Raw genomic sequence first — 12684 nt, 5'->3', positions numbered from 1 at the left:
ATGCGGCGGCGTTCCTTGCTGACAGGGGCAGGTTTGGCACTGGCCGGCGCCTGGCTTCCCGGGCGGCTCCGGGCGCAGGAAGCGGTGGACGTCCTGCTGGTGCTCGCTGTGGACGTCTCCCGCTCCGTGGACGAGGACGAGGCCCGGCTGCAGCGGGAAGGCTACCGGACCGCCATGACCGACCCGAAAGTGGTCGAGGCGATCCAGGGCGGCATGCTCGGCGCGATCGGCGTCACCTATGTCGAATGGGCGGGGGCCGAGTACCAGCGGCAGTTGCTGCCCTGGCGGCGGATCGCCAGCCAGCGGGATGCGGAGGGCTGGGCCAGCGCGCTCGCCGAGGCGCCGCATGCCTCCCTCTCCTGGACCTCGATCTCCAGCGGCATCGCCTTCAGCGTGCAGATGCTGGCCCAGGCCCCCTTCGAGGGGATGCGGCGGGTGATCGACATCTCGGGAGACGGCGTGAACAACTCGGGCCCGCCGGTGGAGGGCGCGCGGGACGCCGCGGTCGCGCAGGGCATCGTCATCAATGGCCTGCCCATCATCAATGACCGCCCGACTTTCGGCCGCCGTCCGGCCCTGCCGCTCGACCAGTACTATGCCGAGGCGGTGATCGGCGGCCCCGGGGCCTTCATCGTGGCGGCCGAGGGTTTCGACAGCTTCGGCACGGCGGTGCGCCGCAAGCTGATCCGCGAGATCGCCGGCCTGCCGGGACCGGTGCGCGAATACGCCTGAGGCGGCCGGCGCCCCCGCTCCGGGGGGCGCCGGCACCGTGCCTCAGCGCTCGACATCCTCCACCGAGATCCCGAAGGCCGCGAGCCCCTCAGCGAGCAGGTCGCCGGCCATGTCCATGCCCAGCAGATAGGCCGCCGTATCGGTGCCGGCGCCGCGCTCCTTGGCGAGGCGCAGTGCCTCCTCCCACTCCTCGGCGTCGTAGTCGCCGCGGCCGATCCAGGCGAGCGCCACCAGCGCGGCCTGCTCGTCCTCGTTCAGCTCCTCGATGAAGGCGGTGAGGGTGCTCTCGTCGAAGTCCTGCTCCGTGTCCTCGGCGCCCTCTTCAGCGGTATCGAACTCGTCGCTGTCCTCAGTCTCCTGAATGGCACGAAGGTGGTCCACCACGGTGGCAACGGTTTCCAGGCTGACGCCCAGATCAACCTCGGCGCCATTGTCGTCATCCCTCGGGGTTTCGCTCATCAGGGTCTCCTCGCCGAAATCCGGGTCTGGCACGCGAAGCCGGAAGCCCACCCGCCAGTTGCTTAAAATCTTTTGTGTTGGGCGACCTTCAAGACGGCTCGCAAACAATGCAGGCGCGGACTCGTTCTTTCGGCATGCGCCCGACAATCATGCTCCCCCTCATGGCGGCGGGTCTCCTGGCAATCGGCACGGCTTCGATGACCCCCGCCTCGCCCGCCCCTCGCTCCGGCCCCGCCTTCCAGCGGGTCGCGCTGGAGGCGAACCTCGCCGCGCCCCCCGGCTGCGCCGAATCCGCCCCCCTCTTCCGCTCCTACATGCCCTCGCGGGTGGCCTACCGCCCCGCCGCTGCGGACCGGAAGAGCGCGCCGCCGCCGGACAGCCTGGCGGAGGAGAGCCTCACGCCGGCCATGCACCAGGCGGTCCAGCTTTGCGCCGTCGAGAAGTTCGACCCCGCCCGCCCCTTCAGCGGGGCCCGGAAGGCTGTCTACCGTACCTGAACCGCCCACTCCGGTGGCAGTGGCCGGTGCCGACGTCGCTCCTCTTGTTGCCGCTGGTTGTTGCCGCTGGCCCGTCTCCGGACTGACATGCCTGCGCTAAGGCTGGCTCTTTCTATCCGACGAGCCGGGAGCAGGGCAGCGAAGGCGCCGGTCCTGGGCGACGGGGTTCCGAGTCTCCAGCTTGGCCCCACCTCAGCGAGGGTGAGGCGAGGAACTGGAAAGGGGGGCGCGCGCCGCCAGGCGACCGGCATGACCGGACGGACAGTCTCACCCGGCTTCGCACCGGCATGCTTTCCATTCCGGCCGGCCAGGCGTTGCGCATCATCGGCACCCGGCGGCGGCTGTCCGGCTTCTTCAACGATCCCGGCAACCTCAAGGCAGTCCGGTGGTGCAGGGTGCGCCGGCAATGCGCTGAGCTCCGCCCGAGGCTTCCTTCGCACCGGTCTCGGGCGCCGCTCCTCTCACCTGACGCAGGACCGGCCCGAGATCCGTTCCAGGCCTTCGGCCTGGCCGGCACGGTCGCCAGGGCCCGAAGGTGGACCTCTCCGGGTCCGACCTCGCCCGTGCCACCACCGGCGCCTGGAACCCGGAGGAAGCGCTCCAAACCGTCCCAGCGGGTCAGCCCTGCGCGCCCGGACGGGGTGGCGATGTCGTTAAAGCTCGCTTTTTCGGGCACGAGCGCCTATCTGTGCGGTGCACAACAAGCCGCCCGGCCCGCATTGCCCGGCCCGACCACCCTCCCGCGGTGGCCAGGGCGCCGGGCCGCGCGCACAGGCGGCGCAGCCCCGGGACTGCCCGCCTTATGGAACTGCGCAACGTCGCCATCATCGCTCACGTCGACCATGGGAAGACCACCCTGGTCGACAACCTGCTGAAGCAGGCCGGTGCCTTCCGCGCCAACCAGGCCGTCGCCGAGCGCGCCATGGACCGCAACGACCTGGAGCGCGAGCGCGGCATCACCATCCTCGCCAAGTCCACCGCCGTCGAGTGGAAGGGCGTCAAGATCAACATCGTGGACACGCCCGGCCACGCCGATTTCGGCGGCGAGGTGGAGCGTATCCTCTCCATGGTGGACGGCGCCGTCGTGCTCTGCGACGCCGCCGAGGGCCCGCTGCCGCAGACCAAGTTCGTGCTGACCAAGGCGCTGGCCCGCGGCCTGAAGCCGATCGTCGTCATCAACAAGGTGGACCGCCAGGACGCCCGGCCGGACGAGGTGCATAACGAGGTCTTCGATCTCTTCGCCGCCCTCGGGGCCACCGACGAGCAGCTCGACTTCCACACCCTCTTCGCCTCCGGCCGCCAGGGCTGGGCCGACACGACGCTCGACGGTCCCCGCGAGGATCTGTCGCCGATGTTCGACCTGATCCTGAGCCATGTGCCGGCGCCGAAGGTCGAGCTGGACAAGCCCTTCGCGATGAACGCCACCATCCTGGAGGCGGACAACTTCCTCGGCCGCGTGCTGACCGGCCGCATCGAGCAGGGCGTCGCCCGCACCAACATGCCCGTGCGCGTGCTGCGCCAGGACGGCACGGTGGTCGAGACCGGCCGCCTGACCAAGCTGATGACCTTCTCCGGCCTCGACCGCGTGCCGGTCGATGAGGTGCAGGCGGGCGATATCTGCGCCATCGCCGGCCTGTCGGATGCGACCATCCCGGACACCATCGCCTCCCCCGAGGTGGCCGAGCCGCTGCACGCCATCCCCATCGACCCGCCGACGCTGAGCATGACCTTCCGCATCAACGACGGCCCGCTCGGCGGCCGCGAGGGCAAGAAGGTCACCTCCCGTCAGATCCGCGACCGTCTCTACAAGGAGACGGAAGGCAATGTCGCCATCCGGGTCAAGGACTCGGAGGAGGCCGACAGCTTCGAGGTGGCCGGCCGCGGCGAGCTGCAGCTCGGCGTGCTGATCGAGCAGATGCGGCGCGAGGGCTTCGAGCTGACCATCGGCCGCCCGCGCGTGCTGACGCAGACCAATCCGGAGACGGGCGAGCGCGAGGAGCCCTTCGAGGAGGCGGTGATCGACGTGGACGAGGAGTATTCCGGCGTCGTCGTCGAGAAGATGTCGCTGCGCAAGGGCATGATGCAGGACATGCGCCCCTCGGGCGGCGGCAAGGTGCGGCTCACCTTCCACATCCCTTCGCGCGGCCTGATCGGCTACCACGGCGAGTTCATGACGGACACGCGCGGTACCGGCATGATGAACCGGCTCTTCCTGGGCTACCAGCCCTGGGCCGGGCCGATCGAGGGCCGGGTGAAGGGCTCGCTGATCTCCAACTCCGACGGCGAGGCGGTGCAGTATTCCCTGTTCTCGCTGCAGGAGCGCGGCACGCTCTTCGTCGATCCGGGCGCCAAGGTCTATGTCGGGCTGATCCTCGGCGAGCATTCGCGCGAGAACGACCTCGAGGTGAACCCGATCAAGGAGAAGAAGCTCACCAACATCCGCGCCGCCGGCAAGGACGAGGCGCTTCTCCTGACCCCGCCGCGCCGCATGTCCCTGGAGCAGGCCATTGCCTACATCGAGGATGACGAGCTGGTGGAGGTGACGCCTTCCGCGGTCCGCCTGCGCAAGCGCTACCTGGACCCGCATGAGCGCAAGAAGCACGCCCGCCGCGCCGAGAGCGAGGCGGCGTAAGCCATCCGCAAGGGGGAGCTTCGGCTCCCCTTTTTTCGTTGGCGGATATTCCGGGGGATTTCATCCCCCTGTGGCTTGTCTGTGCCGTGGCGGCGTCGTAACGCCGAAGCCGTGCAGAACGATCTCTGGTCCTGGCTGACGCAGCGCGCCTGGCCACTCTGGCTCGCGCATGGGGTGGATTGGCAGGCTGGCGCCTTCCATGAATCCCTCGACCTGAACAGCCTGCGCTGTCCCGCCACCTTCCGGCGGCTGCGCGTCGTCACCCGGCAGGTCTTCAGCTTCAGCCTGGCGCACCGGCATGGCCTGCCGCGCGCCGCCGAGGCGGTGGAGCTGGGCCTCGCCTTCCTGCGCCGCCACGCCGCCCACCCGGACGGCGGCTACGCCTGGCGCTTCGCCCTGGACGGGCGGGTGCTGGACGACCGGCGCGACCTCTATGACCACGCCTTCGTTCTGCTTGCCCTGGCCGCCGCTGCCGCCGTGCTGCCCGCCGGGCCGCTGCGGCGGGAGGCGCTGGCGCTGGACGCCTTCATCGAGCACCGCATGACCCATGCGGATGGCGGCTTTCTGGAAAGCCTGCCCCCTGCCCTGCCCCGCCGCCAGAATCCCCACATGCACTTGCTGGAGGCCCGCCTGGCGGCCGCCGAGGCCTTCGGGGAGGAAAGCTTCATCGCCGGCGCCACGCGGCTGGTCGCACTGTTCCGCCAGCGCTTCTTTCAGCCCCGCAGCGGCACCCTGGCCGAGTTCTACCGCGACGATCTCGTCCCCCTGGCCGATTCGCATCCCGTCGAGCCGGGGCACCATTGCGAATGGATCTGGCTGCTCGACTGGCACGCCCGCCTCGTCGGCGGCCATGCGGCACCACAGGAAGCCTCCGCGCTGCAGACCTTCGTGGACGCTTACGGGCATGACCCTGAGACGCGCGCGCTACGCGACCAGGTCGGCAGCGACGGCATGCCCCTCCCCGGCGGCGCCCGCCTCTGGCCGCAGGCGGAGCGGCTGAAATCCGCCGTGCTGCGCCGTGCCGCCGTGCCCTGGGACGCGCCCGAGGCCGAGGCGGTGCTGACGGCCTATCTGCGCCCGGACGGGCTGTGGCACGAACGCCGCCTGCCCGGCGGCGCGCTGAGCGGCGAGCCGGCACCGGCCAGCAGCCTCTATCATCTCAGCAGCGCCATCGTCTTCGCGCGCCAGGGGGCGCTGCCCCCTGGACCCCCGCCGGGGTGACCGTGTCACCCCGGACCCCGCCATCTCCTTCAAAACTCGCAAAAAAAGAAGGGGGTCCGGGGGAATTCATTCCCCCGGCCTTTTTCCCTTCAGCCCTTCCAGCGCCTCCACCAGCGCACGCAGCCCGCGGTCCAGCACCTTCTCCCGCCGCAGCACCAGCCCGAGCTTCCGCTCCAGCGCCGGCTCCAGCGGGCGCACCACCGTCCCCGGCACTGCCTGCCCGGCCGCCAGCAGGGGCAGCACCGAGGCGCCCAGCCCGCTGCTCACCAGCCCCTTGATGGCCTCCACGCTGCCCAGTTCCATCGCCGGACGCGGCGACAGCCCGGCCCGCTCGAACCAGGCGTCGATCAGCCTCCGGGTGCGTCCGCCGGCCTCGTAGAGGATCAGCGGCAGCGCAGCGAGTTCGGGGGGGCGGATGGCCCTGCCCGGCCCGGCCATCGCCTCCGGCAGCAGCGCCACCAGCGGATCGTCCAGCAGGGGCGTGACCTGCAGCGCCCGGTTATGGGCCAGCGGCAGCGTGACCAGGGCACAGTCCAGCGCTCCCTCCTCCAGGCGGCGCACCATGTCATCCGAATTTCCGGTCACCACCACCACCTCCAGCGCCGGCAGCCGCTGCTTCAGCGTGGCGAGCAGCGGCGGCAGCAGGTGGATGCAGGCCGTGGCGCCGGTGCCGACCCGCACCCGTCCGGCATGACCCTCGCGATGCGCCAGCGCGGCGGCGACCGCCTCCTCTGCCGCCGCGACGGCCCGTCGGGCGGGGGCGGCGAAGGCGGCGCCGGCGGCGGTGGGCAGCGAGCGCCCGGCAGCGCGATCCAGCAGCCGGACGCCGAGATTGCGCTCCAGTTCCCGCAACTGCTGGCTCGCCGCCGGCTGGGTCAGGCCGAGGGCACGGGCAGCAAGGGAGACGCTGCCCTCGTCCACCACGGCGAGGAAGGTGCGGAGCTGGCGGAGGGTCGGAAGCGGCATAAGCGCAACTTATCCGAATGCGCGGTATCAGAAGAGTTTTCTGGGCACCCCCCGCAACGCGGGTGCAGCATGAAGGGCATCTTCTTCAGGCCTGGAACCCGCTGCCGCATGCCGCTCCCCGAAGACATTTCCGCCCTGCTCCTCCGCCCCGCCACGGCGGAAGACATCCCGGCCATCACCGCCATCTACGCCCATCACGTGCGGCACGGCTGCGCCTCCTTCGAGATCGAGCCGCCGGACATGGCGGAGATGCGCCGCCGCCAGGACGCGCTGCTGGCCCAGGACATGCCCTACCTCGTGCTGGAACAGGATGGCGTGGTGCTGGGCTACGCCTATGCGGGCCCCTACCGCCCCCGCCCCGCCTACCGGGACACGGTGGAGAACTCGATCTATGTCCGTGCCGACCAGGCCGGCCGCGGCCATGGCCGGCGCCTGCTCGCCGCGCTGATCGAGGCCTGCGAGGCGCGCGGCCTGCGGCAGATGGTGGCCGTGGTGGGCGACAGCGCCAATGCTGCCTCGATCGGCCTGCACCGGGCCCTGGGCTTCCGCGAGGTCGGCGTGCTGCGCGCCGTCGGCTGGAAGCACGGCCAGTGGCTGGACAGCGTGCTGCTGCAGCGCGCCCTCGGCCCGGGGGAGAGCACGCCGCCGGTGCCCCGCGCATGAGCGCCGCGGCTTCCGCCGCCCCGGTCGCCCACGTCCCCGCGGGTGCCTGGCGCGTGGCCGCCGTTCTGGCGGTGACGCAGGTCGTCCACTGGGGCTCGATGTTCTACGCCTTCTCGGTGCTGATGCCCGCCGTCACCGCCGAGACCGGCTGGCCGCGCGGCACGGTGGTCGGCGCCTTCTCCGCCGGCCTGCTGGTGCAGGCGGGCGCGGCGCTGGGCGTCGGCCCGATGCTGGACCGGCTGGGGCCGCGCAGCGTCATGGCGGCGGGCTCGGTGCTGGCGGGGCTCGGGCTCTGGCTGGCCGGGCGGGTGGAGAGCCTCTGGCAGTTCTACGCCGTCTGGGCCGGCATCGGCGCGGTGATGGCGGCGACGCTCTACGAGGCCGCCTTCACCGCCGTCGCGGCCGCCTTCGGGCGCGCCGCCATGCGGCCGGGCATCGCGCTGGTCACCTTCGCCGGCGGCCTGGCCAGCACGGTCTTCTGGCCGCTGACCGCCTGGCTGGTGGCCGATCTCGGCTGGCGCACGGCCTGCACCGTGCTGGCATTGGTGAACCTAGCCTGCGCCCTGCCCCATGCCGCCGCCCTGCCCGGCCGCGCCCCGCCCCCCAGGCCCGGCACGGCGGGCACCGACCTGCATCTCGGCGCCGTCTGCCGCCAGACGTGCTTCTGGGCGCTGGCCTTCGTCAATGTCGCCATTGGCTTCGTCAGCGCGGTGATCGGGGTGCATCTGGTGCCGCTGCTGGAGGAGCGCGGCCTCGGCAGCGCAGCGCCGCTGCTGGCGGGACTGCTCGGCGTCGCCCAGGTGGCCGGGCGGGTGATCGAGTTCGGCGGCAGCAGGCGCTGGCCGCTGCGCACGGTCGGGCTGGTCGCGCTGCTGGCGCTGGCGCCGGCCTCGGCGCTGCTGGCCTGGGGCAGCGGCATTCCCGCCATGGCCTGCGCCATCGCCGTCTATGGCCTGGCCAATGGCGTGATGACCATCGTGCGCGGCGCCCTGCCGGCGCAGCTCTTCGGCACCGGGCACTATGGCGCCATCAGCAGCGCCCTCGCCGCACCGGGCGCCCTGGCGCGGGCAGCGGGGCCGGTCGCGGCCGGTTGGCTCTGGGCCTGGAGCGGCGGCTACGCCATGCCGGTCGCGTTGCTCGCTGTGCTCTGCCTGCTCGCGGCCCTGGCGCTCGCCGCGGCGGTGCCGGCGGCTCCGCACAGCTGAAGCCATGCCAAGGCCGGGGGAAGGAATTCCCCCGGACCCCCTTCTTTTTCCTGTCGGGTCAAAGGAAGGCCGCTGGCACGCAGCGGAATCATGACTGGCGTGTTAGCCAATCCGACCGGATCAGAAAGGTGGGGGAGTTCGTGAGCATAGGCCTGATCGCGCTGCTGGACGACTTGGCCGGGCTCGCCAAGGTCGCCGCCGCCTCCCTGGACGACGCGGCCACCCAGGCCACCCGCGCCGGCGCCAAGGCGGCGGGCGTCGTCATCGATGACGCGGCCGTCACGCCGCGCTACGTGGTCGGCTTCACCGCCGAGCGCGAGTTGCCGATCGTCGGCAAGATCGCCCTCGGTTCGATCAAGAACAAGCTGGTCTACCTGCTGCCGCTGGCGCTCCTGCTGAGCCTGCTGGCGCCCTGGGCGGTCACGCCGCTGCTCATGCTGGGCGGCGGCTTTCTTTGCTACGAGGGCGCCGAGAAGATCTGGCACGCCCTGCGGCCGCACCATGCAGAGGCACATGAGGCGGCGGTCGCCACGGCGGGAGCCTCGGCCCGCAGCCTGGAGGAGCAGAAGGTCCGCAGCGCCATCAAGACCGACTTCATCCTCTCGGCGGAGATCATGGCGCTCACCCTCTCCACGGTCGCCACGGCCTCCGTGCCGCTGCAGGCGGCGATCCTCGCCATCGTCGGGCTCGGCCTCACCGCACTGGTCTATGGCGGCGTCGCGCTGATCGTGAAGGCGGACGATTTCGGTCTGGCGCTCGCCCGCAACCCACGCCCCGCCTCCACCCTGCTGGGCCTGCGTCGCCAGCCGTCGGGAGGCCCGGCGCCCGGCGGCGCCGACCGGCTGCTGCGGCCACTGACGCAGGGCCTGGGGCGCGGCCTCGTCCGCGGCATGCCCTATTTCCTCTGGCTGCTCGGCATCGTGGGCACGGCGGCGATGCTCTGGGTGGGCGGCGGCATCCTCCTCCACGGGCTGGAGAGCTTCGGCCTGGCGGCGCCCGGCCATGCGGTGCATGCGGCGGCGCTGGCCGCCGGCCATGCCCTGCCCGCCATCGCCGGCGCGGCCGAGTGGATCGTGACGGCGGCCGTCTCGGGCGTGTTCGGCCTGCTGGCCGGGGCGCTGCTGATTCCGCTGGTCCAATGGGTGGCGGTGCCGTTGCTGGCGCGGCTGCGCGGCGGCACGGCGCCGCCGCATTGAGGCCGAGAAGCGGCAACCAGCCGTTCATCTCCGCGGGTTTAAAAGGATTCTCCACCCTGCTCGCCGCGTTGGAGCCCTTCGATGAATGCCCAGGTCAGCAACGACCCCGCCCAGGCTGTGACCCATGGGGACCTGCGCGCCGCCCTGCAGGCCGAACTGACGCCGATGTTCAAGGAGATGCGCGGCTTCGTGGACCGGCGCATCGCCGAACTGAGCGCCGAAGTGGCCGCCACCTCCGAAATGGCCGACATGGCGGAGGAGAAGCTTTCCAAGAAGCTCAGCCAGGTGCATGAGCAGATCGCCCAGCTCGTTGCCATCCCCGTAGCCAGCACGCGCAACAGCGGCCTGGAACTGGAAGCCGTCGTGCAGGCCACGGAAGCCGCCGCCAACACCATCATGGAAGCCACCGAGGCCATCCAGTCCTGGATCACCAGCGGCCGGAAGGATGCCGCCTCGATCGAGGCGCTCTCCGCGCGGGTGAACTCGATCTTCGAGGCCTGCAGCTTCCAGGACATCACCGGCCAGCGCATCCGGCGCGCCATCCAGCACCTGCAGCAGGTGGAAACGATGCTGGAGCAGATCGTGCCGGGGGTCGCCTCGAGCGTTCCGCAAGTGCAGGTCGCGACGAAGATGCGGACCGTGGATGACGAGGCACAGAAGACGCCCGACCTTTCCCAGAGCGACATCGACAGCCTGCTGACCGGCGCGCCGGCGCAGCCCGTGGCCGAGCTTTCCCAGGCCGATATCGACGCGCTGCTCAACGGCTGAAGGGCGCGGAACACCTCAACCCAGCAGCTGCCCGATCACCCGCGCCGTATAGTCCACCACCGGGATGATGCGGCCGTAGTTGATGCGCGTCGGCCCGATCACGCCGATGGCGCCGACGATCTGCTCCTTCCCGTCCCGGAAGGGCGAGACCACCATCGAGAGGCCGGCGCTGTTGAACAGGCCGGACTCGGCGCCGATGAAGATCTGCACCCCCTCCCCGCGCTGCGCCAGCTCCAGCAGGCGCAGCATGGTCTCCTGCGCCTCCAGCCGCTCGAACAGCGCCTGGATCTCCTGCACGCGGGCGAGCTGGTCCACGTTCTCCAGCAGCTTCGCCTGGCCGCGCAGGATCAGCGAGCCGCCGCCGCCGCCCGCCCAGGTGGCCAGCCCCGATTCGATCATCTGCTGGGTCAGCTCGTCGAGCGCGGAGCGGTTGGCCGTGATCTCCTCGGCCACCGTGCTGCGCGCCTCCTCCAGCGTGCGGCCGGAAAGCCGGGCGTTGAGGAAGTTGGAGGCCTGGGTGAAGGCGCTGGCCGGCAGGCCTGGCGGCACGTCGATGACGCGGTTCTCCACCTGCCCGTGCGCGTTCACCAGCACCACCAGCGCCCGGCCGGCGGAGAGCGAGACGAACTCGATATGGCGGATCGCCGCCTCGGTCTTCGGCGCCACCACCAGCCCGGCCGCGCCGGCCAGGCCGGAGAGCATCTGCCCGGCCTCCGAGAGCGTCTCCTCCACGCTGCGGCCGGCGGCGGCACAGCGCGCCGCGATCGCGTCGCGCTCCTGCTCCGTCAGGTCGCCGAACTCCAGCAACCCGTCCACGAAGAGCCGCAGCCCCTGCTCCGTCGGCAGCCGCCCGGCCGAGGTGTGCGGCGCATAGAGCAGCCCGGCTTCCTCCAGGTCCGCCATCGCATTACGAATCGTTGCGGGGGACAGCGCCTGGGGCAGCCGGCGCGAGAGGGTGCGCGAGCCCACCGGCTCGCCCGTCTCGACATACAGCTCCACCACCTGGCGGAGAATGGCCGCGCCCCGGCTGTCCAGCCCAGGCAGGGCCGTGGCGCCGCCGCGCCGTCCGGTGAACAGGGGAGATGGGCCTCTCGCCAAAGCGGGAACTCCTTCGGTCTGCCGCCGCGGGAAGGCGCCCATGCTCAGGCTTGAGACACTCTCCGGCGGGATCGGCGCAATCTTGTCACGTGCGGACACATCCTGGCCATGAATGCGTTGCATCCCTTGGTAATGGTGTGCCGCAGGGCGCAGACAAGCGCGGAGGGCCTCATGACCGATATGCCTGGATCCCGGCTCTGGCCGCTGGCGCTGATGGGCTGGCTGGCCGCCATTCCGCCGCTGCCGGGCGAGGCCGATGCCCAGCCCGTGGCTGTGCAGGACGAGGCCGAGCGCCATGACCGCTGCGAGCACCCCCAGCCTGGCAGCCGCACCGCCTGGCTGCAGGCGGCCCGTGCCCGCTACGCCGCGCTCTCCCCCGAGGAGCGGGACCGCCTTCGCCAGCAGCGCCGCGGCGCGGCGCACCGCGCATGAGCAACCCGGTGCTGGCCGGTTTCCTGCTGGTGCTGCTGCTTTTCGCCATCGGCGCCACGTTCGCCGGGCTGCTGCTGGATCGCGCCGTCCGCTATCCCGGCATGGCGACCGGCCTGGTGGTGGTGGCGATGCTCGGCCTTTCCTGGGGCGGGCTTCTGCTGCTGGGGGAGTGAGAAGATCCGGCTGCCCTCCCTCCAGCCGCCGCTTCCGGCGGCACGCTCCGGAAAACGCCGTGCCCTGCGCCTCCTGGCCGCGGCGGCCATGCTTGCGGCGGGGTTTGTGGGGCCGCTCGCGGCGCAGGAAAGCAGCTCTCTGGCCGGGCAATGGCTGGTTCCGGACGGGGACGGGGTCATCGAGATCGGCCCCTGCGGGCCTTCCCTTTGCGGCTGGATCGTGGGCATGTCGCTGGACAGTCCCGACGAACCCATCCCCCGGGACGTCTATGGCCGGTCGCAATGCGGCCTGCAGATCCTGACGATGCGGCCCGAGGACGGGGCCTGGCGGGGGACCATCATGGATCCGCGCGACGGCGCTGTCTGGCGGGCCGAGATGTGGCTCGGGGAGGATGGCAACCTGCGTCTGCGTGGCTATCTGGGCATCCCGCTGTTCGGCCGGACCCAGACCTGGACCCCCTTCAGGGGCCGCATCCTGGCAGAATGCCGGATGCCGGCGCGCGCCGCCGGGGACTAAACACTTAGAGCACCTTTCAAAACCTGGAAAAGCGGTAGGGCTATGCCGATCTGAAGGGCATGGCGAAGCCCCTGATTTCAGATGAACTCTGGTTGGTCATTGAGCCGCTGTTGCCGCCCGAGCGA

14 protein-coding genes are annotated in these 12684 nt (G+C 71.2%); 11 read left to right on the top strand and 3 right to left on the bottom strand.

The window, feature by feature from the left end; all coding sequences use genetic code 11:
* Nucleotides 1-732, top strand: coding sequence for a DUF1194 domain-containing protein (locus tag QMO56_RS05920; protein WP_283524124.1), 732 nt, complete (start codon nt 1-3; stop codon nt 730-732).
* Between the two features lie 42 nt (nt 733-774).
* Here the strand turns inward: QMO56_RS05920 and QMO56_RS05915 are convergent, their stop codons facing one another.
* Entirely contained in the window at nt 775-1191 is a 417-nt protein-coding gene (locus QMO56_RS05915; RefSeq protein WP_283524123.1) for a DUF3775 domain-containing protein, read from the bottom strand.
* 149 nt (nt 1192-1340) lie between these two features.
* On the opposite strand from QMO56_RS05915, the gene QMO56_RS05910 reads away from it, so the two are divergent.
* From QMO56_RS05910 to QMO56_RS05900, 3 genes are all read left to right on the top strand, one after another.
* Nucleotides 1341-1688 (top strand): hypothetical protein, encoded by a 348-nt coding sequence (locus QMO56_RS05910; protein WP_283524122.1) that lies wholly within the window; start codon nt 1341-1343, stop codon nt 1686-1688.
* 802 nt (nt 1689-2490) lie between these two features.
* Nucleotides 2491-4320: a translational GTPase TypA gene (typA, locus tag QMO56_RS05905; protein WP_283524121.1), complete on the top strand. Its 1830-nt coding sequence runs from the start codon at nt 2491-2493 to the stop codon at nt 4318-4320.
* Nucleotides 4321-4431: 111 nt separating this feature from the next.
* Nucleotides 4432-5541 (top strand): AGE family epimerase/isomerase, encoded by a 1110-nt coding sequence (locus QMO56_RS05900; protein WP_283524120.1) that lies wholly within the window; start codon nt 4432-4434, stop codon nt 5539-5541.
* A gap of 66 nt (nt 5542-5607) precedes the next feature.
* Here the strand turns inward: QMO56_RS05900 and QMO56_RS05895 are convergent, their stop codons facing one another.
* Entirely contained in the window at nt 5608-6507 is a 900-nt protein-coding gene (locus QMO56_RS05895) for a LysR family transcriptional regulator (RefSeq protein WP_283524119.1), read from the bottom strand.
* Between the two features lie 108 nt (nt 6508-6615).
* Between QMO56_RS05895 and QMO56_RS05890 the strand changes: the two genes are divergently transcribed.
* From QMO56_RS05890 to QMO56_RS05875, 4 genes are all read left to right on the top strand, one after another.
* On the top strand, nt 6616-7170 hold the full coding sequence (locus QMO56_RS05890) for a GNAT family N-acetyltransferase (protein ID WP_283524118.1): 555 nt from the start codon (nt 6616-6618) through the stop codon (nt 7168-7170).
* On the top strand, nt 7167-8375 hold the full coding sequence (locus tag QMO56_RS05885) for an MFS transporter (RefSeq protein ID WP_283524117.1): 1209 nt from the start codon (nt 7167-7169) through the stop codon (nt 8373-8375). Before QMO56_RS05890 ends, QMO56_RS05885 begins: the two co-directional genes overlap by 4 nt.
* 140 nt (nt 8376-8515) lie before the next feature.
* Nucleotides 8516-9571, top strand: coding sequence for a DUF808 domain-containing protein (locus tag QMO56_RS05880; protein WP_283524116.1), 1056 nt, complete (start codon nt 8516-8518; stop codon nt 9569-9571).
* Nucleotides 9572-9652: 81 nt separating this feature from the next.
* Nucleotides 9653-10339: a hypothetical protein gene (locus tag QMO56_RS05875; RefSeq protein WP_283524115.1), complete on the top strand. Its 687-nt coding sequence runs from the start codon at nt 9653-9655 to the stop codon at nt 10337-10339.
* Nucleotides 10340-10354: 15 nt separating this feature from the next.
* Here QMO56_RS05875 and hrcA read toward each other — a convergent pair whose 3' ends face one another.
* Entirely contained in the window at nt 10355-11437 is a 1083-nt protein-coding gene (gene hrcA / locus QMO56_RS05870) for a heat-inducible transcriptional repressor HrcA (protein ID WP_283524114.1), read from the bottom strand.
* 171 nt (nt 11438-11608) lie between these two features.
* Here hrcA and QMO56_RS05865 point away from each other — a divergent pair, with 171 nt between their 5' ends.
* From QMO56_RS05865 to QMO56_RS05855, 3 genes are all read left to right on the top strand, one after another.
* The gene (locus tag QMO56_RS05865) at nt 11609-11869 is read left to right on the top strand and encodes a hypothetical protein (protein WP_283524113.1); all 261 of its coding nucleotides are present in this window, start codon (nt 11609-11611) and stop codon (nt 11867-11869) included.
* On the top strand, nt 11866-12042 hold the full coding sequence (locus QMO56_RS05860) for a hypothetical protein (protein ID WP_283524112.1): 177 nt from the start codon (nt 11866-11868) through the stop codon (nt 12040-12042). Before QMO56_RS05865 ends, QMO56_RS05860 begins: the two co-directional genes overlap by 4 nt.
* Before the next feature lie 88 nt (nt 12043-12130).
* Nucleotides 12131-12559: a DUF2147 domain-containing protein gene (locus tag QMO56_RS05855; RefSeq protein ID WP_283524111.1), complete on the top strand. Its 429-nt coding sequence runs from the start codon at nt 12131-12133 to the stop codon at nt 12557-12559.
* The last annotated feature ends 125 nt before the right edge of the window (nt 12560-12684 follow it).

This window comes from Roseomonas sp. E05 (assembly GCF_030063475.1).
In the GTDB taxonomy this organism is placed as follows: Bacteria; Pseudomonadota; Alphaproteobacteria; order Acetobacterales; family Acetobacteraceae; genus Pseudoroseomonas.
The sequence above is the reverse complement of the archived record's forward strand: the minus strand, read 5'-3'. Positions and strand labels throughout refer to the sequence as shown.

What these genes read in the sequence shown, in the direction of transcription:
- QMO56_RS05920 (WP_283524124.1), top strand. Translation starts at nt 1, where the DNA reads ATGCGGCGGCGTTCCTTGCTGACAGGGGCAGGTTTGGCACTGGCCGGC.
- QMO56_RS05915 (WP_283524123.1), bottom strand. Translation starts at nt 1,191, where the DNA reads ATGAGCGAAACCCCGAGGGATGACGACAATGGCGCCGAGGTTGATCTG.
- QMO56_RS05910 (WP_283524122.1), top strand. Translation starts at nt 1,341, where the DNA reads ATGCTCCCCCTCATGGCGGCGGGTCTCCTGGCAATCGGCACGGCTTCG.
- typA (WP_283524121.1), top strand. Translation starts at nt 2,491, where the DNA reads ATGGAACTGCGCAACGTCGCCATCATCGCTCACGTCGACCATGGGAAG.
- QMO56_RS05895 (WP_283524119.1), bottom strand. Translation starts at nt 6,507, where the DNA reads ATGCCGCTTCCGACCCTCCGCCAGCTCCGCACCTTCCTCGCCGTGGTG.
- QMO56_RS05890 (WP_283524118.1), top strand. Translation starts at nt 6,616, where the DNA reads ATGCCGCTCCCCGAAGACATTTCCGCCCTGCTCCTCCGCCCCGCCACG.
- QMO56_RS05885 (WP_283524117.1), top strand. Translation starts at nt 7,167, where the DNA reads ATGAGCGCCGCGGCTTCCGCCGCCCCGGTCGCCCACGTCCCCGCGGGT.
- QMO56_RS05875 (WP_283524115.1), top strand. Translation starts at nt 9,653, where the DNA reads ATGAATGCCCAGGTCAGCAACGACCCCGCCCAGGCTGTGACCCATGGG.
- QMO56_RS05865 (WP_283524113.1), top strand. Translation starts at nt 11,609, where the DNA reads ATGACCGATATGCCTGGATCCCGGCTCTGGCCGCTGGCGCTGATGGGC.
- QMO56_RS05860 (WP_283524112.1), top strand. Translation starts at nt 11,866, where the DNA reads ATGAGCAACCCGGTGCTGGCCGGTTTCCTGCTGGTGCTGCTGCTTTTC.
- QMO56_RS05855 (WP_283524111.1), top strand. Translation starts at nt 12,131, where the DNA reads ATGCTTGCGGCGGGGTTTGTGGGGCCGCTCGCGGCGCAGGAAAGCAGC.